The sequence below is a fragment of the Afipia felis ATCC 53690 genome, assembly GCF_000314735.2.
GTDB lineage: Bacteria > Pseudomonadota > Alphaproteobacteria > Rhizobiales > Xanthobacteraceae > Afipia > Afipia felis.
Genome location: NZ_KB375270.1, coordinates 1,754,613 through 1,779,491 on the forward strand (window position 1 = coordinate 1,754,613; position 24,879 = coordinate 1,779,491).

At 59.2% G+C, this 24,879-nt stretch carries 23 protein-coding genes; 2 read left to right on the top strand and 21 right to left on the bottom strand.

The features are described from left to right. Window positions 1-39: 39 nt before the first annotated feature. From HMPREF9697_RS08250 to HMPREF9697_RS08285, 8 genes are all read right to left on the bottom strand, one after another. Window positions 40-771, bottom strand: a complete 732-nt coding sequence (locus HMPREF9697_RS08250; protein ID WP_002716732.1) for a CoA-transferase subunit beta — start codon at window positions 769-771, stop codon at window positions 40-42. After that, on the bottom strand, window positions 768-1,592 hold the full coding sequence (locus HMPREF9697_RS08255) for a CoA transferase subunit A (RefSeq protein WP_002716733.1): 825 nt from the start codon (window positions 1,590-1,592) through the stop codon (window positions 768-770). Before HMPREF9697_RS08255 ends, HMPREF9697_RS08250 begins: the two co-directional genes overlap by 4 nt. Further along, window positions 1,589-3,130 (bottom strand): class I adenylate-forming enzyme family protein, encoded by a 1,542-nt coding sequence (locus tag HMPREF9697_RS08260; protein WP_002716734.1) that lies wholly within the window; start codon window positions 3,128-3,130, stop codon window positions 1,589-1,591. Before HMPREF9697_RS08260 ends, HMPREF9697_RS08255 begins: the two co-directional genes overlap by 4 nt. Continuing rightward, on the bottom strand, window positions 3,124-3,894 hold the full coding sequence (locus HMPREF9697_RS08265) for an IclR family transcriptional regulator (protein ID WP_244597907.1): 771 nt from the start codon (window positions 3,892-3,894) through the stop codon (window positions 3,124-3,126). The genes HMPREF9697_RS08260 and HMPREF9697_RS08265 overlap by 7 nt, the downstream gene beginning before the upstream one ends. 277 nt (window positions 3,895-4,171) lie before the next feature. After that, on the bottom strand, window positions 4,172-4,885 hold the full coding sequence (locus HMPREF9697_RS08270; protein ID WP_244597908.1) for an enoyl-CoA hydratase/isomerase family protein: 714 nt from the start codon (window positions 4,883-4,885) through the stop codon (window positions 4,172-4,174). Continuing rightward, window positions 4,882-6,054, bottom strand: coding sequence for a CaiB/BaiF CoA transferase family protein (locus tag HMPREF9697_RS08275; protein WP_002716737.1), 1,173 nt, complete (start codon window positions 6,052-6,054; stop codon window positions 4,882-4,884). Before HMPREF9697_RS08275 ends, HMPREF9697_RS08270 begins: the two co-directional genes overlap by 4 nt. A gap of 31 nt (window positions 6,055-6,085) precedes the next feature. Further along, window positions 6,086-6,859 carry an IclR family transcriptional regulator gene (locus tag HMPREF9697_RS08280; protein WP_002716738.1) on the bottom strand — a complete coding sequence of 258 codons (774 nt, stop codon included), beginning with the start codon at window positions 6,857-6,859 and terminating at the stop codon, window positions 6,086-6,088. Between the two features lie 147 nt (window positions 6,860-7,006). Next, the gene (locus HMPREF9697_RS08285) at window positions 7,007-9,415 is read right to left on the bottom strand and encodes a hypothetical protein (RefSeq protein WP_002716739.1); all 2,409 of its coding nucleotides are present in this window, start codon (window positions 9,413-9,415) and stop codon (window positions 7,007-7,009) included. A gap of 145 nt (window positions 9,416-9,560) precedes the next feature. Here HMPREF9697_RS08285 and HMPREF9697_RS08290 point away from each other — a divergent pair, with 145 nt between their 5' ends. Beyond that, window positions 9,561-10,022, top strand: coding sequence for an Lrp/AsnC family transcriptional regulator (locus tag HMPREF9697_RS08290; protein WP_002716740.1), 462 nt, complete (start codon window positions 9,561-9,563; stop codon window positions 10,020-10,022). Here the strand turns inward: HMPREF9697_RS08290 and HMPREF9697_RS08295 are convergent. From HMPREF9697_RS08295 to HMPREF9697_RS08315, 5 genes are all read right to left on the bottom strand, one after another. Beyond that, window positions 10,011-10,928: an alpha/beta fold hydrolase gene (locus tag HMPREF9697_RS08295; RefSeq protein ID WP_002716741.1), complete on the bottom strand. Its 918-nt coding sequence runs from the start codon at window positions 10,926-10,928 to the stop codon at window positions 10,011-10,013. The two genes, HMPREF9697_RS08290 and HMPREF9697_RS08295, sit on opposite strands and share 12 nt — an antisense overlap. 7 nt (window positions 10,929-10,935) lie before the next feature. Then, window positions 10,936-11,922 carry an ABC transporter substrate-binding protein gene (locus HMPREF9697_RS08300; RefSeq protein ID WP_002716742.1) on the bottom strand — a complete coding sequence of 329 codons (987 nt, stop codon included), beginning with the start codon at window positions 11,920-11,922 and terminating at the stop codon, window positions 10,936-10,938. Window positions 11,923-11,971: 49 nt separating this feature from the next. Next, a complete protein-coding gene (locus HMPREF9697_RS08305) occupies window positions 11,972-12,811 on the bottom strand; it encodes an ABC transporter permease (protein ID WP_002716743.1) in 840 nt (279 codons plus the stop codon). Next, on the bottom strand, window positions 12,808-13,578 hold the full coding sequence (locus HMPREF9697_RS08310; protein WP_002716744.1) for an ABC transporter ATP-binding protein: 771 nt from the start codon (window positions 13,576-13,578) through the stop codon (window positions 12,808-12,810). The genes HMPREF9697_RS08305 and HMPREF9697_RS08310 overlap by 4 nt, the downstream gene beginning before the upstream one ends. 63 nt (window positions 13,579-13,641) lie before the next feature. Beyond that, window positions 13,642-14,436, bottom strand: coding sequence for an SDR family NAD(P)-dependent oxidoreductase (locus tag HMPREF9697_RS08315; protein WP_002716745.1), 795 nt, complete (start codon window positions 14,434-14,436; stop codon window positions 13,642-13,644). Window positions 14,437-14,731: 295 nt separating this feature from the next. Between HMPREF9697_RS08315 and HMPREF9697_RS08320 the strand changes: the two genes are divergently transcribed. Then, the gene (locus HMPREF9697_RS08320; RefSeq protein ID WP_002716746.1) at window positions 14,732-15,430 is read left to right on the top strand and encodes a GntR family transcriptional regulator; all 699 of its coding nucleotides are present in this window, start codon (window positions 14,732-14,734) and stop codon (window positions 15,428-15,430) included. Between the two features lie 39 nt (window positions 15,431-15,469). On the opposite strand, the gene HMPREF9697_RS08325 is transcribed toward HMPREF9697_RS08320, so the two are convergent. The 8 genes from HMPREF9697_RS08325 to HMPREF9697_RS08360 form a co-directional block, all read right to left on the bottom strand. Then, entirely contained in the window at window positions 15,470-16,366 is an 897-nt protein-coding gene (locus HMPREF9697_RS08325) for an ABC transporter permease (RefSeq protein WP_002716747.1), read from the bottom strand. Next, window positions 16,359-17,126 (bottom strand): ABC transporter ATP-binding protein, encoded by a 768-nt coding sequence (locus tag HMPREF9697_RS08330; RefSeq protein ID WP_002716748.1) that lies wholly within the window; start codon window positions 17,124-17,126, stop codon window positions 16,359-16,361. The genes HMPREF9697_RS08325 and HMPREF9697_RS08330 overlap by 8 nt, the downstream gene beginning before the upstream one ends. A gap of 126 nt (window positions 17,127-17,252) precedes the next feature. Next, window positions 17,253-18,023 carry an enoyl-CoA hydratase-related protein gene (locus tag HMPREF9697_RS08335; RefSeq protein WP_002716749.1) on the bottom strand — a complete coding sequence of 257 codons (771 nt, stop codon included), beginning with the start codon at window positions 18,021-18,023 and terminating at the stop codon, window positions 17,253-17,255. 51 nt (window positions 18,024-18,074) lie between these two features. Beyond that, window positions 18,075-20,198 (bottom strand): acetate--CoA ligase family protein, encoded by a 2,124-nt coding sequence (locus tag HMPREF9697_RS08340; RefSeq protein WP_244598010.1) that lies wholly within the window; start codon window positions 20,196-20,198, stop codon window positions 18,075-18,077. 42 nt (window positions 20,199-20,240) lie between these two features. Further along, entirely contained in the window at window positions 20,241-21,464 is a 1,224-nt protein-coding gene (locus HMPREF9697_RS08345; protein ID WP_002716751.1) for an acyl-CoA dehydrogenase, read from the bottom strand. A 45-nt stretch (window positions 21,465-21,509) separates the two neighbouring features. Beyond that, window positions 21,510-22,544 carry an ABC transporter substrate-binding protein gene (locus tag HMPREF9697_RS08350; protein WP_002716752.1) on the bottom strand — a complete coding sequence of 345 codons (1,035 nt, stop codon included), beginning with the start codon at window positions 22,542-22,544 and terminating at the stop codon, window positions 21,510-21,512. 41 nt (window positions 22,545-22,585) lie between these two features. Beyond that, window positions 22,586-23,596 (bottom strand): ABC transporter substrate-binding protein, encoded by a 1,011-nt coding sequence (locus tag HMPREF9697_RS08355; RefSeq protein ID WP_002716753.1) that lies wholly within the window; start codon window positions 23,594-23,596, stop codon window positions 22,586-22,588. Between the two features lie 79 nt (window positions 23,597-23,675). Further along, the gene (locus tag HMPREF9697_RS08360) at window positions 23,676-24,878 is read right to left on the bottom strand and encodes a 3-oxoadipyl-CoA thiolase (protein ID WP_002716754.1); all 1,203 of its coding nucleotides are present in this window, start codon (window positions 24,876-24,878) and stop codon (window positions 23,676-23,678) included. Window position 24,879 lies beyond the last annotated feature (1 nt).

The following is a 24,879-nucleotide window of genomic DNA, read 5'->3' on the forward strand; positions in this document are numbered from 1 at the left end:
ATATGCGGCCCGTTCTTTTCGCAGGCTTCGCCGATTGATTTATTGCAAACCGAATTCCACTCTTCTGATGTTATCGGGGTCGATCTCGCGAATGATCGCAAGTTCCTCGGCGGTCGGCTCCGGCGTTACCGGCGCATCCTCCAGATTGGGAATGCGGAAGCCGGTCTTCTCCGCGAGCTCCGCACGCGTCACCCCGGGGTGAATGCTGTCGAGCACAAGCCGTCCGTCTTCTTTGCGGAAGATGCACAACGGCGTCACGATCCGGTCGAGGTTGCCGTCGGAGGTCGTGAACTGCACCTCCTCAACAAAGATTTTCGGCGAGTGCCCCGCGCGCCACAACACGGCGCGCTTCGACATGGGCAGGATCGCGGGGCCGCCACCGCCACCGGGAAAGCGCACCTTGGGCCTCTCGCGATCGCCGATGAAGCTGGAGTTCACCCGCCCCCTCGCATCGACCTGCGCCATCCCGAGGAAGGTCAGGTCGAACCCGCCACGACCGTTCATGCCGTAGATTTCCTGATTGTCGAAGATCGACGCCGAGCCGCGGCCGAGATCGGCCGTGCTGGTTGCAGCCATGATCTTGTTGACCGTCGGGTTAATACCACCACCGACACTGACGAAAGTGCAGTTCGGCGCGTTGTGACGCCGCGCCAGCGTTGCGGCCGCGAGCGGCAACGGCGAATTGACGCCAACGAATACGACTTCACCATCGTGGATCAGCCGGGCCATCGACACGGCCATCATATCGGCCGGGCTGTAAGACATGCTCATGCCGCCGCTCCCAACGCGCGGCGATCATGCGAGGCCGTCTCTTCGAGATATTTGCGGAAGCCTTCCGGCGTCCGGCTGAGCTCCAGATAGTGGCGCATCGCAGGCTCATCGATGTCGTAACGGTCGAACACCGCAGTCGGCCACGCACCGCCCGGCGCATGAACAACGGCTTCGACAAATAGCTCAGGGATGATTGTCATCTCCGGCTGCGCCACGAAATGCGAGGTGTCCACGATCTTCTCCGCGGTGAGGATCACGCGCTTTGCCGCGCGGCTCATCAGGCGATCCCACACGGGTGTGCCGTAGATGCGCGCGTTACCGCGAACATCCGCCTCGTGAACATGGAGAATGGCCCAGTCGGGTCGGATCGCCGGCACCACCAGCGTGTCGTTGCCCGTGAAAGGATCCTTCACGGTCGCGAACGGTGCAATGCTCGGCACGTCGCTGCCGGCGAAACCCGCGACCGCCTGAAACGGCAGGCCGAACGCGGCGGCCTGAAGGCTCGCCATTACCGCCGGACAGGCGTTCTCAATCACTTCCAGTTCGCCGCGCTCCGCCGCTTTGCGGAAGTTCGGCGCCATGCCGAACGGCTGTTCGAGCGTCACCATACCCGCGCGTACGCTGGCAAGGCATCCGCCCGCAGCGAGTACGTCAGCATCGAAACCGGGTGACGCCTTGACGAGATGCAGGCCCTTGACGCCCTGTCGCGCGAGTTCGCGCACCATGGCGGCCGGAATGCGTTGCGACAGCGTGCCCCCGATCGTGACGATCTGATCGTTGCCAACCAGCCGTGCGGCCTGTTCAAGCGTGGTCTGTTTCATGATGCCATCTCCTTCGCTTCAGGCTGAAAGAACTGCGCAAGGTTACGCCGAAGAATTTTCCCGGTGGCGTTGCGCGGCAGTTCATCGACGATTGCGATTTTGACCGGGACTTTGAAGTCCGCGAGATTCTCGCGGCAGTAAGCGATCAAGTCCTGTTCAGATGCCGATCCATTCGGGACGACGCAGGCAGCGACGACCTCGCCCCATATCCTGTCGGGAAGCCCGCCGACCGCGACATCACGCACCGACGGATGGCGGCAGAGCACTTCCTCGATCTCGAGCGGCGAGACATTTTCGCCACCACGGATGATGATTTCCTTTTTGCGACCGACAAGAAATACATATCCTTCGCTATCCATCCGGCCGAGATCGCCGGTGTGAAGCCAGCCGTCGATAATGGTTTTTCGTGTCGCTTCCTCGTCGCGGAAATAGCCGAGCATCATCGTTGGCGATCGGATGACCAGTTCGCCCACACTTTCCGGCGGCAGGATGTTGCCCTGCTCATCCATCACGGCAATTTCCTGTCCGGCAAGCGCCTGTCCGACAGACCCGACCTTGCGGCGACCGCCGGCAAAGAGCGGATTGAGCGTGCTCGTCGCTGTACACTCCGTCAGGCCCCAGCCCTCGATCAGAATGTCCTTGCCGAATCTGTTCTCAAAGCGGGTCGCGAGCTCGACCGTCAGCGGCGCGGAGCCTGTCTTTACGAAATCAAGCTTGATGCCGGCGTCGCGCGCTTCCGCCTCGCGCTCCAGAAGAATGGCAAGCACTGTGGGCGGCGCGCTGAAACTCGAGACCTTGTGGTCGGCCACCAGACGCCAGTGCTCGCGGGCACTGAACTTGCGGCACAGCACAATGGTGCCATGACCGATGAACGCGCTGATGTGACTCACGATCAGCGCATTGCAATGAAACAGCGGCATGAAGCACAGGGCGATATGATCTGGCCCCATGCGGAAACCCTGCGACAGCGCAAGACCATCGGCCCAGACATTCGCGTGGCTGAGCAGAACGCCTTTCGGCCGACCCGTGGTACCCGACGTATAGATCAACAGGATCGGCGTTTGCCCCGTGATGCCATCGACATGACGCGGTGTGCGCTTTTGCCGATACAGATCGAGCTCGGAGAAGACTTCCACCGGCAGCGTAACATCAGCATCCGCACCCAGCAGGATGATGCGAGGCTGATGCGTCAAGCCTGCAATGGCCTCCTGCGCCAGAGCGAGATATTCCGGCGTGGTGATGAGAACACGCGCCTGCGAATGATCCAGCACGAAGGTCACTTCATGCGCGGTCAGCCGGTTGTTGATCGGATTTGCGATCAGGCCGGTTTTGAACATTCCGAAATAGGCGGCCACCACCAGCGGTTCGTTCCCAATCAGCAGGCTGACGCGATCGCCCGGATCGAGCTGCAATTCGCCGAACAGATGCGCGAACTGGTTCGCGAGATCGTCCAGCTCGGCATAAGAGAGCGGCTTGCCCTCGAAAATGATCGCAGGCTTTGAATCTCTGGCATCCTGCAGAAGTTGATGGATCAGCATGCGCGACTGTCCCGAACACGGCGTTTTTCAAGAAAATGCTGGCCGAACTCACGCGACACAGCTTCGGAAGCCTCGATCACGGCAGGAGCGATCGCGACCGCATGCTTCACGGTGAAGCGATATTCCGGCCCTGAAACGCTGAGCGCCGCAATCACACGGCCCTGATGATCGCGGATCGGTGCGGCCACGCCGACGATCTCGCCGCGATACTCACCGTGATTGATGGCGTAACCGCGCTCGCGAACGAGATCGAGCTCGCGGCGCAGCTTCGCGGGCTTCACGATGGTTTTCTTGGTGAAGCTCTGCAGCTGTCCATCGCACACCCTGTCGATTTCGCTCTTGGGCTGAAACGCAAGCAGCGCCCGCCCGGTCGCGACGCAATAGGCCGGCGCGCGGCGGCCGACATGAATGTTGGCGCGCACCGGATTCGGACTATCGACACGGTCGAGATAGACCACCTCACCCGGCGTGCAATATTCGGCAAGCTGCGAGCTTTCCGAACTCAGTTCGACCAGACGCTCAAGATGACGGTGAGCGACTTTCGGCAGTTCGATCGATTCGGAAGCAACCAGCCCCAATTCCCACAGCCGATGACCGAGACGATAGCCCTGACGATCCGGCGTGCGCTCCACATAACGCCGCGCTTCAAGATTCGAGAGCACACCGTGAACGGCCGCCTTGCTCAATTCGAGCTTCGTCGCGATATCGCCGAGCGACAGTGGAACATGCGACGACGCCAGCAACTCGACAATGTCGAGCGACATGTTGAGCGAATGCAGGTGGCGACGGGGCCCGAGAGGTTCGATATTGTTGTTCACGAGCTGTGAATACCATTTCCTTAACGTGAACAGAGGCTAAGACTCATCATTTTGCGAGTCAATCGAAAGCCGCTCAGGGCGCCAAAAATGGCGTCCCAATTGCTGTGACGAGCTGAACTCGAAAATGCAGATCATAAAAAAATGCGAGAGTTCATCGAACTCTCGCATCTTCTTTCATCATGAACTTGATGGCGTCAGGCGCCACCCGGTTTATCTTCGCGCCTTAATGTCCGGCGCGATATTGCGCTATGCGCTCATGTAGACCAGGAGCGCTGACCGACCGAACCAGTTCGGCCATATCGCCGTCATCGTTCTGCGGCGCCGTCAGATGCGAAATCCGGTTGCGCGCCTGGAGACCCAGCGATCCGATCTGCGCGATCAGCTCATCCGCTTTTTGGCGCAAACCGTCGGTGCCGGTGAGATGCGTCAGCAGGCCGATATCGAAAGCCGCCGTTGCATCGAGCGTTGCATTGGTGAGCAGGATGTCCCGCGCGCGCTGCATACCAACCAATTGCGCCAGATGCCGCGTGCCGAGCGCCACGCCAAAACGGAAACCCGGAAAACGGAATTTGGAAGCCTCCGTTCCGATCCGGTAGGTGCAAGACGCAACGATATCGGCGCCCGCGCCCATCGCCGCACCATGAACCAGCGCGATGCTGACGAACGACGAACGGCGCAACCGCTGCAACAATTCCTCGATGCGGACAAAGCGCAACAGCAGATCGCCTGCCGTCATCTCCTCATAGCCGCCGAAATCAAATCCGCCGCAAAACGCTTTGCCGTTGGCGGACAGGATGAGTACGCGGCAGCCTTCCTCCTCCGCCTGCGTGACGCAGGAGAGAATTTCATCGACGATTTCCGCATTCAAGGCGTTCGCCTTGCCAGAACGGTCAAGCGTCAGAACCCGAACGCCGTCAGCGAGCGGAGAAAGGCTCACGAATTCTTTGCGTTCCTGGTCCATTCTGCAAATACCTCATCATTATGTGCGCCGAGTTGCGGCGGTGCCCGCTCAATGTCGAACGTAAAGCCGGATACATTGATCGGAAAACCGACCGTCTTCGTGGTGGCGCCGTTCGACAGTGTCATGTCGCGCACAAGCCCCATGTGTGCGATCTGCTCGTTGGACAGGATCTCGCGATAATCCAGCACGATAGCGCAGGGAATTCCCTCGGCATCGAGTGCCGCGATCCACTCCTCAGCATTCTTGGTCAGGAAGATCGGCTGCACGATTGCAGCCAACTCTCTCTGGTTGCGCGCGCGATCGGCTTGCGTCGTGAAGCGCGGGTCGTTCGCCAGATCCGGCTGCCCAACGACCGTGCAGAAGTCGCGCCAGAGTTTGTCGTTGCCTGCGGCCACGGTGAACGGACGATCCTTGGCATTGAAGCCTTGATAAGGCGCGTTGCGCGGATGCTCTGAGCCAAGCCGCTTCGGCGCCTTGCCGGTACCGAAAAATTCGCTGGTCTGCAGCGCGGCCATTCCGAGCAGGCTGCCGAGCATCGAACAATCGATGTAAGCGCCTTCGCCAGTTTCGCGCGCCTTCATTACCGCAGCAAGCGACGTGAACGCACCATAGAGGCCTGCGCCGAAATCGCCGATCGGCACGCCGCATTTCACTGGCGGCCCGGATTCCTCACCGGTGACGCTCATCACGCCGCTGATCGCCTGCACGGTGACGTCGAACGCGCCCTTCCCTGCGTAAGGACCGGTCTGGCCGTAGCCGGAGATCGAGCAATAGACCAGACGCGGATTGTGCTTGCGCAGATCCTCATAACCGAGGCCAAGACGTTTCGGCACGCCCGGCCGATAGTTCTCGATGAACAGATCGGCCTCGGCGACCAGCGCATGGAAACGCTTCATCTCCTCCGGATTTTTCACATCGATAGTGATGCTGCGCTTGTTGCGGTTGACGGAGGCAAAGTTGCCGCTCTCCACCGGACCATCAGCGCCCTGAATGGCAGGCGGCCAAGTGCGCATGCCGTCACCACCATCAGGTCGTTCCACCTTGACGACATCCGCACCGAGATCCGCAAACAAGCTACCTGCAAAGGGTCCCGCCGCGATCTGTGCGAATTCCAGAACCTTGATGCCGTTGAGAGGGCCTTTCATCATTCCATCCATATGTGTTGAAAACGAGTGGTCAGGCGGTCTTGCGATAGACAAGAGCCTCGCCGGGATAGCCAAGCGCCTTTGAGATCAAATCCGCCGTCTGAATGACGACAGGCGCCTGTTCGCGCATGAACGTCGATTTCATGCGACTTTCAGGACCCGAGATGCCGATAGCGGCCACCACCTGACGCGAGGCATCGCGGATCGGCGCGGCAAGGCCGCAGACGCCGTCACGCCATTCACCACGATTGATGGCGTAGCCAAGCTGGCGCACCCGCGCCATTTCACGCTTGAATTCCTCAGCATCGGTAATCGTCCGCGATGTCTGAGCTTTCAGCTTCCCGCTCACGCACGCGATCATGTCTTCGCTCTGGAATGCGAGCAGCGCCTTTCCCGTCGCGACACAATGAGCTGGAGCGCCCTTCCCAATCTGGCTGTAGGCACGCACTGGCTGAGCACTGTCGATCTTGTCGATATAGACGACAGCGTGCTCGACCAGCAGCGAGAGATGGACGGATTCTCCAGTACGATCCGCCAGCGGCTGCAAATAGGCGCTCGCGGCGCTTTTAACGTCGACTTGCGACAGGACGTGAGAGCCGAGTTCCCACACTCGCAGCGTAGCGCTGTATTTGCCCGTCTCGGAATTGTTCTGCGCGTATCCGGCATGCACCATCGTCTTCAGGAGCCGATGCGAATTGCTCTTGGTCAGACCGAGTTCGCGCGCAAGCTCGGTCACGCCGCGAGGCCTGTCCGACAACGATAATGCCTGAAGCATCCTCAGGCCCTTCAAAAACGTCGTATCCATGGTTGTTCCACATGTTGATATGGCGTGCTGAATTCTGGATTCGAACAGCGGGAGAGTCAACACGCATCTCCGCCGTTCGCCAGCAAAGGCGTTTCAAGCCCCGGGCTAATCGGAGTCGCGATAGATTGTCGGTGGTGTGAAGCCGGATTACGTCGCGAGTGCCCGGAGATATCTCACGGTCCGCCCGCTTGATGCAGCCTGCGCTGCATGGACGATCGCATTCGCATCGATGTTGTAGTGATGATAGAGGTCGGAGATCGTTCCGGTCTGGCCGAAATGCTCCACCCCGAGCGCCTTCACGCGATGGCCCTGCACACTGCCGAGCCATGACAGCGTCAACGGATGACCGTCGACGACGGTGACAATCCCGCAATTTCGGTCGAGTTTTGCCAGCATGCGTTCGATGTGGCTCGCCGCCCCGGCATTTCCACGCTGACGCGCACGTTCGGCGGCTTGCGCACCGGCATTGAGCCGATCGGCAGAAGTGACAGCAAGCAGCGCAACATCACGGCGATCTTCGGCCAACAAGCCCGCTGCAGCAATCGCTTCCGGCGCGACAACGCCCTGATAGGCGATCATCACCGAGGTATTCGGTGTCGGCGCCCGCATCCAGTACGCGCCTTGAATAATGTCGTTTGCGAGTTCGCCGGTCATTTCGCGAACCGGCTGCTCCAGCGGCCGGGTAGAAAGGCGCAGATACACCGAACCACCGGTCTGGTCGCGCAGCCACGTTGTCTCGTCTGGATCGCCGTCGCCGTTGCGCTGCATATAATCGAAGCCGAACCGCATGATGACCGCGAGTTCGTCGATGAACGCCGGTTCGAACGCACACAGGCCGTCCTGCGCCATGCCGATCAGCGGTGTACCGATCGACTGATGCGCGCCGCCCTCTGGCGCCAGAGCGATTCCTGATGGCGTCGCTACCAGCATGAAACGGGCATCCTGATAGCAGGCGTAATTCAATTGGTCGGCCGCACGGTAGATGAAAGGATCGTAGACTGTTCCGACAGGCAGCAACCGCGCGCCGTTGATCGAATGCGACAACCCAAGCGCCGACAGCATGATCATCAAATTCGATTCTGCGATGCCGAGCTCGAGATGCTGGCCGGATGGTCCGAATTCCCAATTATAGGTCGAGGGAATCCGCTCCGCCTTAAAAGTGTCGGCAAGCGTATCGCGCGCAAACAGACCACGACGGTTCACCCACGGGCCGAGATTGGTCGAGACCGTCACGTCAGGCGATGTGGTGACAACGCGCGACGCAAATTCGCTATCCTCGCGCGCGACCTCGTTCAGAATCTGGCCGAAGCCCATCTGCGTCGAAACGACTTTTCCGGCGCTTGCCGGAATAGCAAGTTTGTCCGGCACGGCAACGCCCGCGGCGGAATGCCGACGTGTGCCTTTTGCAAAGAACGGCGCGGCATGCACGAAAGCTTCCAGTTTCGCAGAATCTAGCTTCGCGCCTTCCCACTTGTCCCATTCGTGGCCGAGACGAACGGCTGCACTTTCCCGGAAGGTCGCCAACTGCGCGGGCGTCATCAGCCCGGCATGGTTGTCCTTGTGGCCCGCGAGCGGCAGACTGAAACCCTTAATGGTGTAGCAGATGAAACATGTCGGCCTGTCATGCTTCGATGCCTTCCCGAACGCTTCAAGAAGGCTCGGCATGTCATGCCCACCGAGGTTGTTCATCAACACGGCAAGTTCAGCGTCACTCCGGCGCTCGATCAAAGCGCTGACAGGTCCCTGATCACCAATTTCGTCGAGCAGTTTCTTGCGCCATGCCGCGCCGCCCTGGAACGTCAGCGCCGAATAAAGCTGGTTCGGACAACGATCGATCCAGTCGCGCAGCACCTCGCCACCAGGCTCCGCAAACGCCTGCTGCTGCAGCATGCCGTGCTTGAGGATGACGACGTCCCAGCCAAAATTCGCGAACATCTGTTCGAATTTCTGCCACAGCCCCTCGCGGATCACGGCATCGAGCGACTGACGATTGTAATCGACGATCCACCAGCAATTCCGCAGACCGTGCTTCCACCCCTCGATCAACGCTTCATAGATGTTGCCCTCATCCATCTCCGCATCACCGACGAGCGCGACCATGCGTCCTTCCGGGCGATCTTCCATCCAGCCATGAGCGCGGACGTAATCCTGCACCAGCGAGGAGAACAGCGTCTGCGCCACGCCAAGTCCGACCGAACCCGTGGAAAAATCCACATCGTCGGTATCCTTGGTGCGCGAGGGATAGCTTTGTGCACCCTTCAGGCCGCGGAAATTTTGCAGCTTCTCCAGTGACTGATTGTCCGCAAGATACTGGATCGCATGGAAGATCGGAGAAGCATGCGGCTTGACCGCGACGCGATCCTGCGGCCTCAACACATCGAAATACAGCGCCGTCATGATGGTCGCGAGCGAGGCGGACGACGCTTGATGTCCGCCGACCTTCACCTCACCAGTTTCACGAACGTGATTGGCGTGATGGATGGTCCACGATGCCAACCACAGAATGCGCCGTTCAAGTTCGGCGAGAACCGCCAGTCGATCGTCGTGAACTGTCATCGGCCGTTTCCCATCGCTTCGCCATCGCCTGATGTCGCAAACGATAATCCCACAACACCATCAAAATATCTCAAAATATTGCAACATAGCGCATATTATTGGAATATAATCGCCACTCATCGTCAAATATCGCAGATTTATTCCAATGCCAAAACTCGACGCGATCGACCGCAAAATCCTTTCAATTCTTCAGGCGGACAGCCGGATCACGATGCAGGATCTCGCCGAGCGAGTAGGCCTGTCGGTCTCGCCCTGTCATCGTCGCGTGAAGCTGCTCGAAGAAAACGGCATCATCACGCGTTACGGCGCGATGGTCGATCAGAAATCACTCGGCTTGCATGTGAGCGTTTTCATCTCGATCAAGCTCGAGCGGCAAAAAGAGGAAGACCTCAATCGTTTCGCAAAGGCGATCTCGGGGTGGAGCGAGGTGCTGGAATGCTATCTGATGACCGGTAACCGCGACTATTTGCTTCGTGTGGTTGCCGCTGACCTGGCGTCCTACGAGACATTCCTCAAAACCAAGCTGACACGTCTCAATGGAATTGCTTCGATCGAATCGAGTTTTGCGCTCAGTCAGGTGAAGTATTCGGTATCGCTACCTGTCTGAGATCGATCCAGCCTTGAAAAACTCGTCGACGGCATCCCAAAGCGCATGACGATTCTTGCCGAGTGTCGCGATGTGAGCGAGATGCGGCAGAACGGCAAACCGCTTGTCGTTCGTCGGCAGACGTTGGAAGAACGCCAGAAGGTCGTCCATGGTGGCGAGGCTGTCATGCTCGCCGCGTACGACAAAGGTCGGAGCGGAAATTTTCCCAGGATCAACCAGCGGCAGCCTGGTCGTCATGTCCAGATAGGTTCCGGTCGGAACAGAATCTCCATACGCAAGCTGCGCGCGCGCGCATGCTTCGGCCACTGCCGGATCGGTCGTGCCCGGTCCATCGCGCAGGAAAATCCCGACAAGGTAATCCAGATCGATCGCCCGCCGGTTCGAGGCCTTGAACTGCGCGATACCCGCCTTGCGCTTTTCCAGCGTGGGCGAGCCTTCGCCCGTCCACACGAAAGCGTCCAGCACGATGCGCGCGGCGTGTTCGGGCGCGGCCTGCGCGAAGGCTGCAACCCGCAGCGAGCCTGAGGACAGGCCATACAGGTTGAATTCCGCGCACCCTGTCTCGGCCGCTATTACGCGCGCCATCGCCTTCAGGTCTTCAACACCGGTCGCGATATCCGAATTGCCGGAGGTTACGGTCGAGCGGCCATAGCCTTCATGGTCCATTGCCCAGACATCCCATCCGCGCAACGCCAGCCAGTCCATCAGCGAATAGTCGGGATGTCCCGGCACGGTGAGGTCGAAGGTCGGCAATGCCGAATTCGAGGACCCGTGTACGAGAACCACAGGGAGACGTTTTTGCTGGTCCGCTTGGCGCTCACACAACCGCTTGCGCGCCACGAACAACGAAACGTCTCCCTTCTTCGCCCAATGTTCTTCGCTGACGATGCGCGGATCGGACGTCATGACCGCATCACTTCGCCGGAAGGAAGTCGTTGGTGAAGGTCTTCTCGAATTCGATTTTCTTATCGCCCGGAGGCTGCAGGAAGTCGTAGACCTTCTTGCCTCCTTCGAGCGTCATGCGACCATCCTTGCTCCAGATCTGCGTCAGGGTTTCATAAGAGCGTTCGTTGGTCGCTGGTTCCATCTGGGGGAATTCCGCGGCCATGATCTTCTTGCCCTGCGCGGGGTCGAGAAGGATACTCTGGGCTTCCGCGAACACAGCCACGAGCTTCTTCACGGTCTCCGGCCTCTTCTGGATCATATCCGGCGTGGTGACGACACCCATGAAGGTCAGATCGCGAAACTGCTCGACATCGCCCTTCATCAGATTGACGAAAATGCCACCGAGCTTCTTCTGCTCGAGCATGACGCCTGCCGGTTCGAACGGCATCGCCGCATCGATCATCTTCGCCTGGAAGGCGCCGACATACCCGCCCGCATCCGCACCGAGATAGACAAGCTGGATGTCGCCCGGCAGGTTCAGCCCGTACTCCTTGGCAAGAACACCGAGCATCTTCTCTCCCGAGCCACCTGGCGAAGGCGTTCCGATACGCTTGCCTTTCAGCGCCAGAATTTTCTCTTTCAGAGATTTGTTGGCATTGGCCTCGATCAGTTCGTTGCTGGCGATAACATTGTTGATGGGCCGCGTGGTGATGTTAAAGATGGAGACAAGACTCTTGCCCTGCGCAGCCGCCGTGATGACGTGCTCGTAGGTCAGAATGCCAAAATCGGCATCTTTACTGAGCAATGACTGCAGAACCAGCGCGCCGCCTTTCACGAAAGTAACGTCGGCTTTCAGCCCGTGCTTCTCGAACAGCTTCTCGCGCATCGCAACGTAAAGCGGCCCGGCATAATAGCCGTGACCGATATTGGTGATACGAACGGTTTCCTGCGCATTGGCGCATGTTGCGCCAATAATCGCAAACATGGCCAGGACCGCACACTTGATAGCTCTCATCTTAGCGCCCTCCTCCCATTTGCACCCTGCGGTGCTTTCATCTTTTTTGTTATCGACTGACGATCTTCCAGCGTTCAAGCCGCGACTGCGCCGCCTGCACCAATTCATTGAGGATTGCGGCGATCACCGCAATGATCGTCAACGCAGCAAAGGCACCTGCGGTATCGAACTCGCTGCCCGCGCGCTGAACGAGATATCCGAGCCCTTTGTTGGAGGCGATCATTTCACCGATGATGACGCCGATCAGCGCATAAGGCAGCGCAGACTTCAGACCGACGAAAATCCATGACATCGCCGACGGCAGAATCACTTTCATCAGGATTTGCGAGCGTTTCGCCTTCATCAACCGAACACCGTCGATCAAATCCTGATCAACCTCGCGCACGCCCGAGAACGTGTTGACAAAAACGAGAAACACTACGAGCACCGCGGCCAGCGCAACCTTGGACTGAATGCCGAGGCCGAACCACAGAATGAGCAGCGGCGCCAAAGCCACTTTCGGAAGTGCGTTGAAGGCCCAGATATACGGATTGAGCAACCGGCTGAAGAACGGCGATACGCCCAGCCAGATTCCACCGATCACACCCGCCACCGAGCCGATCACGAAGCCGAGAAAGGTGGCGTAAAGCGTCGCCCAGATGTGCAGGAAAATGCTTCCGTCACGCGTCCAGACCCAGAGACGTTCAAGCACTTCCACGGGACTGCTGATGAAGAACGGATCGATCAGCCAGAGCGACGCCGCCTGCCAGATCAGCAGCAGCACGATTCCAAAGATGATCTGATACGCCGCCATCAGCGGCGTGCTTGCAGCGGCAAGCTTTCCGCCCTGATCCGCATCAGGAACGGCGGCGCGAACCTTGACGTTCTCAAGTGCCGTTTGCTCGCTCAAACCTTTTCCTCGTCGTATTCCTCGCGAAGGCGATCCCAGATCGAGTTATGAATGTCGTGAAAATCCTTGGTGAAGCGGACTTCACGAACATCCCTCGGCCGAGGCAGATCGACGGCCTGATCCATCGCAACTGTGGCCGGACGCTTGGTGAAGACGACAACACGATCAGCGAGCGTAACAGCTTCCACGAGATCGTGTGTCACAAGAATAATCGTCTGCTGCTGCTCCGACCAAAGCCTCAGAAGCAGATCGTGCATCGCCAACCGCAATTGCGCGTCGAGCGCAGCGAATGGCTCGTCGAGGAGGAGGGTCTTCGGCCGGTATAGCAGCATCCGGGCAAGAGAGACCCGCTTACGCATCCCGCCCGAAAGGCTGCTCGGAAACTTGTCCTCGAACCCCTCAAGCCCAACCTGGCGGATCAGCTCCCGCGCCTGTCCATAACGAATGTCACGCGCGACGCCTGTTAGTTCGAGCGGCAACGCAATGTTGTCGAGAACGCTGCGCCACGGCAGAAGGTTGTCCTTCTGGGTCATGTATCCGACGTCGGTGTTGACGTCGGATACAGCGTGTCCGTCGTAGACGACCTGTCCGCTGCTCGGCCTGTAAAGACCCGCGACCATGTTCAGAAGCGTGGACTTGCCGCAGCCGGAGGGGCCGATCAGCGCGACGATCGAGCGGGGGTTGATCCTAAGGTCGACATCGGCAACCGCCTGCGTCCGGCTCGCGCCGGCGCCGAACGTTTTCCCGATGCCTTGCAGTTCGATCATCTCACCGCCCGCTTCGAACGATCATCATATGTAACCGGGCCCGAAGGCCGTCGTGACGGCGCCTTACCAAAGCCCCTTCAACCGGCCTCCATCGATGTTGAGCGAAACGCCGGTGATGTAGCTTGCCCGCTCGGAGCACAGGAACGCAATCGCGCCAGCGAGCTCTTCCGGCTTGCCGAAGCGCTCGAGCGCGTTTTTCTTCGCGGCCAAACGCCGCGCTTCAGCCTCATCCTTCACGCCGAGCTCTCTCTGCAGGCCGTCGGCATGCTGGCGCCACAGCGCCGTCGCCACCCAGCCGGGGCAGACCGCGTTGACGAGAACATTATCCGGCCCGAATTCGGTCGAAAGCGATTTTGTCATGTTGAGCAGAGCGCTGTTCGTAATGGCCGAACCGAACATATACGGATCCGGCTCCTTGCCCGCGCCGCCGATCATGCTGACGATGCGGCCCCACTTCTTCTTCCGCATGATCGGCGCGACGGTACGGATCATACGCAGGAAGCCGAACAGCTTGGTGTCGAGCTGTGTCTGCAGGCCCTCGTCGGTCATTTCCGCAAAACGGCCCGAATACATCGTACCGGCACAGTTCACGAGAATGTCGACCGTCCCGAATGCCTTGACGGTCTCGTCCACAACGCGCGCGATATCCTCTGGCTTCGTGGTGTCGGCGACGATGCACTTGATTTCGCCGCCAGTCTGCTTGGCAAGCTCATCGCGGGTCTTTTCCAATTCGTCCTTGGTGCGCGAGCAGATCATCACCTTGGCGCCGGCCTCCAGAAATTCGCGGGCGCTTTCCCGGCCGATGCCGCGACCGCCTCCGGTGACGATGGCAACGCGATCCTTAATTCCCAAATCCATCGATGGCTCCTGATCTTTGACAATGCATTCCGCTTAAGGCTTCGCCCAAGCGATCACGATCGGCTTCACTGCATCAGCAGCCCAAACCGGCACGTGGATTCTTCAAGTGAATTGCGAGCAGTCAGAGGAGTTCGCCGCTGTCGGCGTGCGCATCCTTTCCCTGGTGTTTCGCTTCCCTGCGCAGGCTCATGCCCGCGTCTATTTTATTCTTACAAGATTGCCCTACACTATTTTCGGACCTTCCCCAGAGTCAAGCGTTGGATGTAGGCTGGGGCACGACCTGAGGACAGCAATCATGCCAAGCGCTGAAATCGTGAAAGAAGAAGTGAGCCAAAGGCGCGGGCAAACCGTCGACGACATCATCGGACGCGTGCGCAACGCCATTCTCGCGGGCCGCATCGTTCCCGGCCAACGGCTTGTCGCAAACGATCTCGTCGAGCAACTCGGCGTCAGTCGCGGCTCGATCCGCGAAGCCTTGCAGCGCCTTTCGGCGGAAGGACTCGTGGACATCACGCCGAACCGCGGCGCGATGGTCCGCAGGCTGTCGCGTGAACAGGTCCGCGACCTGTTTCAGATCCGCATCAACCTTGAAGGGCTTGGGGCAAGGCTTGCGGCCGAGCACATCCACGAGGCGGATCATCGCAAGCAATTTCTGGCCGTATGGAACGAGGTGAAGCCGGACGGATCGGAGCGTGCGTGGTCACTCTTCATGCAGCAGAACAGGCTTTATCACCGCACGATCGTCAGCATCGGCGGCAACAAGCAACTCACGCAGCTTATCGACAATCTGCAGCTTCCGATCGTGATGTTTCAGGTTGGTCAATCGATGCAGCCGGAAAACTCGGCGCGCTCGCATCACGATCACATTCTGATCGCGGAAGCCATTCTCGCCGGCGACGCGCAAGGCGCGCAGACCGCGATGGAAAACCATTTGAAGGGTTCGGCAGATTGGATTCTGCAACTGCCCAACACGGCATTCGGGTTAAGCCCCTGATGCCGTGCTGGCGTTGATGTCTGGACGCAGCCGTTCAGCTTACGACTGCATACCCCAACGATCGATGGTGTTGGCCTCGATCGCACGGAAGATGATGTTCTCGACCACCAGACCGATGATGATGACGGTCAGAAGACCGGCGAACACCGTCGGGATATCGAGACTGTTCTTGTTTTCGAAAATAAACCAGCCCAAACCGCCGGAGCCGGACGATACGCCGAACACCAGTTCGGCCGCGATCAGCGTACGCCAGGCGAACGCCCAGCCGATCTTCAGGCCGGTGAGGATGCTCGGGAACGCGGCCGGGATCAGAATCTTGCTGATGTAGCGGAAGCCGCCGAGCCCGTAATTGCGCCCCACCATCTTCAGCGTGCGACTGACCGAGAGGAAGCCGGAGTGCGTGTTCAGCGCGATCGCCCAGGTCACCGAGTGCACCAGCACGAACACCAGCGAGCCGTTGCCGAGGCCGAACCAGATCAGCGCCAGCGGCAGCAGCGCGATCGCCGGCAGCGGGTTGAACATCGAGGTCAGCGTCTCGAGGAAGTCGGTGCCGATGCGCGTGGTGATCGCCAATGCCGTCAACAGCGCCGCCAGCGTGACACCGACGGCGTAACCCATCAGCAGCACCTTGATCGACGCCCACGCCCGCGCGGGCAGAACGCCGTTCCCGATATTGGTGAAGAACGCGCTCATGGTCTCGCTGAACGTCGGGAACAACAGATTGTTGTTCAGGTAGCGGCCATAAGCCTCCCAAATGAGCGCCAGAATGACGAGGATGACGATCTTGCGCAGCCACGACTGATTGTAGAGCCGAACAGCTATCGACAGCGGCTTTTCCAGCACCACCGGTGCACGCTCTGCGCCCGCCATGTCTCGCACGAATTCAGGGCGGACCGGAGCCGTAAGAGTCCTCATCGTCAGCGATGCATCAGACATTTTCCGCCTCCTCGATGGTGTCGGCAAACAGCATGGTCTGGATGCGATGCTCCAGCTCGGCCGCCTCCTCACCCTGCACACCGCCGTTGAGCTCAGCCTTGACCTGGCCGGGATGCGGCGACAGCAACAGGATGCGGTTGCCGATCTTGATCGCCTCAGGAATGGAATGCGTGACGAATAGCACCGTGAAGCGCGTTTCGTCCCAGAGTGCCAGCAATTCGTCCTGCATCTTGCGGCGCGTCAGCGCATCGAGCGCGGCGAACGGCTCGTCCATCAAGAGGATATCCGGCTCCATCGCCATGCCGCGCGCGATCGCCACGCGCTGCTTCATGCCGCCCGAGAGCATGTGCGGATGACTGTCGGCGAATTTTTCCAGATTGACCTTGCGGATGTAGTGCATGGCCTTCTCCTCGGCTTCACGCGCGCCGAGCTTGTTGGTGCACTGCAAGGGAAACATCACGTTTTCTTTGACGCTCTTCCAGGGCAGCAGCTGGTCGAACTCCTGAAACACCATCATCCGGTCAGGACCGGGATGGCGGATCACCTTGCTCTTCAGCTTCATCTCGCCCTCAGTGGGCGCCATATAGCCGCCGACGGCCTTCAGCAACGTCGATTTGCCGCAACCCGAAGGGCCGAGCAGGATAAACCTGTCGCCCTGAAAAACATTGAAATCAACGCGATAGGTCGCGGTGATGAGATAGCTCGGCGTCCTGTATTGCAACGTGACGCCCTTCACCTCCAATAACGGAGTTGCTGTCATCGTTCCTCCCTCCCGTGCTTGTGTCCGCTGATTGCAGATCTTCTTGGCAGCCCGAACCTTACTGAACCGGGCCCCGACGGTCTAATATAAAGTCTGATTGAATCGATGCCTGTTTTGGATCGATAGTCAGCGGCCTTCGAAATTCGGCTTACGTTTTTCGATGAACGCTCGCATGCCTTCTTCTTGATCGCGAGACGCGAACAGCATCTCGAACGCCTTGCGCTCCAGCATCAGTCCGGCATCGAGCGAACTGTCCATTCCCGCCAGAACCACTTCCTTGATCTGTTCCACCGCAAGCGGTGGCATCGAGGCAATGGTTTTTGCAATACCTATGGCGGTCTCGACCACCTTATCATCCGGCACGACGTCATTCACGAAACCGAGCCTGCGGGCTTCCTCCGCGGAGACATGCTCGCCGGTCAGCAGCATCTTCATGGCGCGATACTTACCGATTGCGCGGGTCAGCCGCTGCGTGGCACCGCCACCCGGCATGATACCGACGCTAACTTCGGACTGGCCGAACTTTGCTCCTTCGCCTGCCACAATGATATCGGCCTGCAGGGCCAGTTCGCAGCCGCCACCCAGCGCGAAACCATTGACCGCCGCAATTAACGGCTTGCGGCAACCCGCGACCACCTTCCAGAAATAAAGAACGCGCCGTGCCATCATATCGATCGGACTCGACTCGACAGCCTCCTTCAGGTCCGCACCGGCGGCGAACACGCGTTCATTACCCGTGATGACGATGCAGCGCGTGTTGCGATCCGCCGCCAGCTTTTCGAACTGACTTGCCAGCTCCGCCCGCAAGGGATCGTTGAGCGCGTTGCGCGCCTCGGGACGATTGAGCTTCAACAATGCCACATGCTCATGCGGCCGCTCCAGCAGGGTCAACGACATTCCGATCTCCTTAAACTCTTTTCCGTTCTGTAGCGCGGCTGAGCGTACACTCTATGCGTCATCAAGCATCATCAGCCAGTCGACGGCAGTAGCCGATTTTTCGCCCAACATAATGGGATTGAGATCGAGCGTCGAAAGTTTGGGACCAAGCGCCGCACCAAGACGAGACACCGCACAGATCATCTCGACGAGTCCCTTCCGGTCGACCGGAGGACGACCTCTCACGCCGGCCAGCACCGCCTTGCCATGCAACGCATCCAGCATGTCCGCCGCCTCGCCTTCGCAGAGCGGCACCTTGCGGAACACGACATCGCGCAGCACCTCGATCAGAACGCCGCCCAGGCCCGCCATGATAACCGGTCCAAAAACCGGATCGTTTTGCAGACCGATGACAAACTCGGTGTCGCCGCTCGCCATCGCCTGCACGACCACACCATGCAGCCTGGCATCCGGCTTATATTTTTTTGCGTTGGCGATGATCGTCTCGAAAGCCTGCCGCACCTTCGCTTCATCCGTGAGGCGCAGCATGACACCGCCTGCCTCAGTCTTGTGCAGAATGTCCGGCGACTCGATCTTTAGCACGACTGGATAGCCGAGTTTGTTGGCCGCTTGTGCGGCTTCGTCAGCAGAGGTCGCCAGTACCGTCGGGACATGCGCGATGCCGCATTGATCGAGCAGCTTTACGCCGTCCATTGTGGAGATGACGCCTTTGGAGGGAAGATCGAGCTTCGGCAGCTTGATCGCCTTCCGGTCCTCGCGCCGCGCCAGCCATTTGCGCCGCATCTCGGCGTATTGCACAAGCGCAGCCACCGCATCCACCGCGGGCTCCGCACCGCGCAGCACCGCGATGCCTTCATTGCGCAGCGCGAGCACACCCGCTTCCGGGGCAGCTACCCAGCATACGACGAACGGCTTCGTCACCTGATCACGAACTTCGACGAGAACCTTCACTAGCTTCTCGACATGCGCTTCCATCAACTGGAACCAGACGATGCCGACATCGACATTCGGATCGGCCAGCATCAGCTTGACGCTTTCGAGAAGCAAATTCGGATCGGCCACGAACTGTCCGGTGACATCGACCGGATTACCCACCGCACCGAAACCAGGAATGACCTTCTGCAGCGCTGCCTGCGTCTCCGGCTGAAGCACCGGCACAGAAAGACCGACCTCCTGCGCACGATCCGCCATCAGCACACCCGCGCCGCCGGATTGCGTCAACAGGCCGATGCCGTTGCCTTCCGGCAATTTGCAGCAGGACATTACCTCGGCGATGTCGAGCATATGTTCTTCATTCCGCGCGCGGATGATGCCGTGCTGACGCACCACGCCATCAAACACCACATCGTCGCCTGCGAGCGATCCGGTATGCGAGGCGGCGGCGCGTGCGCCTGCGCCCAGTCGTCCGACCTTCGTCATGACCAGTGGCTTGCCCGCAACCATCGCCTGCTCCGCCAGCGCGACGAAATCCTCGCCGCCCTTCAAGCCCTCGATGTAGCCCGCGCCCATTTTGATGCGCGGATCGCGAATAACCTCGCCCATGATTTCAGAGAAAGTGAGGTCGGCTTCATTGCCGGTATTGACGAAATAGCCGAGCCCCAGCCCACGACGGCGCGCGAGCGCAGCGATGGCGGTGCCGAACGCGCCGGATTGCGTGACAAAGCCGATGGGTCCCGATGGCGTGTCGCTGTCGGCGTACTGGCTGAACGTCGCCAGCACGCTGTCAAACGAATTGATGAGACCAAGACAGTTCGGACCGCACAACCGCACGCCGCCCTCGCGCGCAGCCGCCACGACGTCCTGTTCGTACTTGCGTCCCGCATCGCCGAGCTCGGAAAAGCCGGAGCTAAAAATGACGGCGACCGGCACACCTTTCGCGCCGAGCTCACGCACACAATTCAGAACTTCACTCGCCGGTAGAACAATGATCGCGAGATCGATCTCGTCGTCGATCGCCGCCACACTCGGATAGGCCTTCAACGGCCCGATCATGTCCGCCCGCGGGTTCACCGGATAAATACGGCCCTTGTAGCCTTTATCGAGCAAATGCTTGACCGGACGGCCGCTAACCTTGCGGAAGTCCGACGACGCGCCAAGGATCGCGATCGAACGCGGCGCCAGCAGCGCCTTCAATGCATCCTTCGCTTCACTTGCTTGCGGCTTCGTTTGTGTCATGGCCGTCACGTCAGTCTCCTAAGGATTCGCTATGTTTCTTGATTAATTGAACGCCGAGATACCGGTCTGAGCCCGACCGAGCACCAGCGCGTGGATATCATGCGTGCCTTCGAGCGTATTGACGGTCTCGAGATTCATCAGGTGGCGGATGACATGATACTCATCCGAAATGCCGTTACCGCCATGAATGTCACGCGCCGCACGTGCGATGTCGAGCGCCTTGCCCGCACAATTGCGTTTCAGCAACGACAGCATTTCCGGCGTGGCCTTACCCTCGTCGCGAAGGCGGCTGACGTGCAGACAGGCAAGAAGCCCGATCGAAATTTCCGTCTGCATGTCCGCGAGCTTTTTCTGAATGAGTTGGTTGGCCGCGAGTGGTCGGCCGAACTGCTTGCGATCCATGGAATACTGTCGCGCAGCATGCCAGCAAAACTCGGCCGCCCCCATCGCGCCCCAGATGATGCCGAAACGCGCGTTGTTCAGGCAGCCAAACGGTCCTTTCAATCCCTGTACGCCCGGCAACAGATTCTCCTCGGGAACGAACACGTCTTCCATGAAGATCTGTCCGGTCGGCGAGGCGCGCACGGAGAACTTGTTCTCTATCTTGGCAGTGGATAGGCCAGCCATGCCGCGCTCCAGAACAAAGCCGCGGATGACATCTTCATCGTCCTTCGCCCACACCACCATGATGTCGGCGATCGGCGCGTGGGTGATCCATGTCTTGCCACCGGTCAGGCGATAGCCGCCGGGTACTTTCTTCGCGCGCGTCTTCATGCCGCCGGGATCGGAGCCATGATCCGGCTCAGTCAGCCCGAAGCAGCCGAGAATCTCACCCTTCGCCATCGCGGGCAAATATTTCTGCCGCTGCGCTTCCGACCCGTAGGCGTAAATCGGCACCATCGAGAGCGTGGTCTGCACACCGAGCGCCGAACGGAAGCTCGTGTCCACCCGCTCGAACTCACGCATGATCAGCCCGTACGACACATAACTGATACCCGCACAGCCATAACCATCGATAGTCGCACCGAGAAACCCGAGATCGGCCATTTCCTTCATGACCGTTCGGTCGAACGATTCATCGCGATTTGCTTCGAGGATCCGCGGCATCAGATGCGACTGCGCATAATCGCGTGCCGTGTCGCGGATCAGTTTTTCATCCTCGTTCAGCAGATCTTCAAGCAGGAGTGGATCGTCCCAGTGAAACATTCCACCTGTCAGCGTCACGGTGCTGGCATCGACCGGCTTGTCTGCAACTGCTGAAGTCATGACGTTACCCTTTACAATTCCATGCGCGGATTGAGACAGACGTGCTCAGCTCCCGGGGGTCGCGTGGATCTCGGGGAAGAACAGATCCTTCCAGTCCGCAGGCGTCTTATTGACAAGACCGACCTGCTTCATGAACGCCGCATACTTCATGATGCCCTTGGGCGTCGTGGTGTACTCGGTGTGCGGATGATTCAGAATTTCCAAGGTGTCCTTGAGCGACTCCTTATTGTCGGTGCTCTTGACGTAAATCTCGGCGGCCTTCTGCTTATCCGCGTTGATGAAATCAATCGCCTCCTGGAAAGCAGCGAGAAACGCCTTGTAGACCTTCGGATTTTCCTTGTGGAACTTGCTGGTGGTCCAGACCACTTCGCAGGTTGCCGGCCCGAGCACGTCATACGAGTCCAGCACCTTGTGAATGCCGGGCTTCGTTAGCTCCTGGAAGTTGTACGGCGGCGAAGCGAAATGGCTGTCGATAGCACCCATGTTGGACAGCATTTGCGACATTGCTTCGGGGTGCGCCAGCGTCACGCCGTTCTTGTCGAGACGGCGCGCCTGATCCGGACCCCACTCCTTCGCGGCTGCCATTTGAAGCATGATCGCCTGAATCGAGATGCCGGCGGCCGGCATCGCGATGCGGTTCTTGTCGGTAATGTCTTTGATTGTCTTTACTGAGGGATCACGCGTATTCAGATAGATCGGCAGCGAGTCCATCGCCGCGACGCCTTTGACGTCCAGATTGCCCTGCGTCTTGCTCCACAGAATCAGGAACGGCGGCACGCCACCCGAGGCGAAATCGAGATTGCCAGAGATCAGCGCTTCGTTCATGACGTTGCCGCCCGTCATCCGCTGCCATTTGACCGCAAGATTGGGAATGCCGGCTTTCGCGGCCTGCTTCTCCATAAGCTGGTTCTGCTCCATGATAATCAGAGGCAAAAACAGCAGACCGTATTGCTTGGCGATAGTGACCTGATTCACCTCGGCACGCGCTGGCGCCTGGTTGAGTGCAACACTGGCGAAAGCGACGGAAGCAAGCAAAGCAGTCTTGGCAACAAGACCTTTCATCCAAAGAGACGTTCTCATTCTACTCTCCCGATAAATGTGCGTTTATTGGCGTGTCCGGCTCAGCTTCCGGGCAGCGAGTGAATCTCCGGAAAGAACAGGTCTTTCCAGCTCTTCGGCTTTTCCTTGATGGACCCCATCCGGTACATGAAGTCCGAATATTTCGTGATGTTGTGCGGAACGATGGTGAATTCCATCGACGACTTGTCGGTGAGCATCATCACCAGTTCATCGATCGAATAGGCCTTATTGCGGTCCGCATCCTGGAAGATCTGTGCGGCCTTCTTCGGATCCTTGTTAATCAGATCGATGGATTCCTTGTAAGCGGCGAAGAAGGCCGCATACAGCTTCGGATTCTCGTCGTGGAATTTCTTCGTCGTCCAGATCAGGTTGTTGGTGCTAGGGCCGCCCAGGACATCATATGACTTCAGCACGGTGTGGATGCCGGGCGTTGCGATCTCTTTATAATAGAAGGGTGGTGCGGACGCCGCGCTGTTGATCTCCCCAACTCCGGAGAGCAATGCGGCGCTACCCTCTGCATAAGAGCGTGAAGTCGTCAAAGGCTCCAGCTTGTAGGCATTGCCGGGTCCGAACGCCTTCTCGGCGGCCATCTGCAGCACGATCGCATTGACCGACACTTTCACCGCTGGCAACGCTATGCGGTCCTTGTCGGTGAAATCCTTGATCGTCTTGACGTTAGGATTGCGGGTGTTGATATAAATCTGCGAGGTGGTTTGCGCTGCAACGCCGCGTACTTGGCCATTACTCTTGGCCCAGAGCGTAATCAGAGGTGCAACACCGCCCGAGGCGATATCGAGACTGCCTGACAGCAAGGCGTCGTTCATGACGTTGCCAGCGGCAAACTTCGACCACTCTACTTTGATATCTTTGAGTCCAGCAGCAGCCGCATGCTTTTCGATGAGCTTTTCATGCTCCATCACGGCCAGAGGCAGATAAGACAGGCCCGGCTGTCTCGCCAACCTGATTTCGGATACATCCGCTGCCGCTGGTTGCAAGGATAACGCAACCGCAGTCAACGATAGGCACGCCAACGCAATTCGCCGAACGCTCATGGTACCCTCCCTGTTTGGTGACCGCGCCCCGTTTTAATGTGCTTGTCTGCACCGGGGTCGCGGCCTGTCGATTAAGTCATCAAGGTCTCTCCAGAACCATTGCAATCCCCTGCCCGACGCCGACGCACATACTGACGACAGCACGCTTGGCGTTACGCCGCTGCAGTTCACGGATAGCCGTCAAAACAAGGCGCGGGCCGGATGCGCCGAGCGGATGCCCGACCGCGATCGCACCACCATTGGGATTGACGCGATCGTCTTTCCCGTCGACACTGAGTTGCTTGAGGCAGGCCAGCACCTGTGCCGAGAACGCCTCGTTGATTTCGATCACATCCATCTGATCGAGCGACAGGTTGGCGCGCTTCAGCGCCTTGTGGATCGCAGGCACAGGACCAATGCCCATCACGCGTGGCTCAACGCCGACACTTGCCGCTGAGAGAATGCGAACGAGCGGCGCGCTGCCGGCGCTCTCGCCCATCTTGCGCGAACCTACGGTCAGCGCGACAGCGCCGTCGTTGATGCCCGAGGAGTTTCCGGCAGTGGTCACGCCGCCTTCATGGATCGCCCGCAAACCCGACAGCGCCTCAAGCGACGCATCCGCGCGCGGAAATTCATCGGCGGCTACAGTGGTCTGGGTCCCCTTCTTCGGTCCTGCTACCTGGATCGGCGCGATCTCCTCGTCGAAGAAACCCGCCGTCTTGGCGGCCGCATAGCGTTGCTGCGAACGCAATGCGAACTGGTCGACCTCGTCGCGACTCAACTGATGTTCGCGCGCAAGGTTATCCGCAGTCTGCGGCATGGTGTCGGCGCCGAACTTCTTTTCGATTTCACGGTTCGGAAAGCGTGAGCCAACGGCAGAATCGAAAATCTTCATGTCGCGGGAGAAGGCCGCTTCGGCCTTGCCCATTACGAACGGCGCGCGGCTCATGCTCTCCACACCACCGGCAAGGAACAGATCGCCTTCACCCGCGGTGATCGCGTGCGCCGCGCTCACCACCGCGCCGAGGCCGCTGCCGCAATTGCGCTGGATCACGGTGCCGCCGAGATCAGTCGGAAAGCCCGCCATCAGCGACGCATGACGCGCGACGCACCGGCTATCCTCGCCCGCCTGATTGGCGCAGCCGACAATGACATCCTCAAACTGCTCGGCCTTGAATTTGCTGCGCCCCATCAGGGCCTGCATCACCTGCGCCAGAAGATCGTCAGGGCGAATCCGCGCCAAACCTCCCGCTTGCCGGCCGAACGGCGAGCGCACTCCGTCATAGATATAAGCGTCCAACATT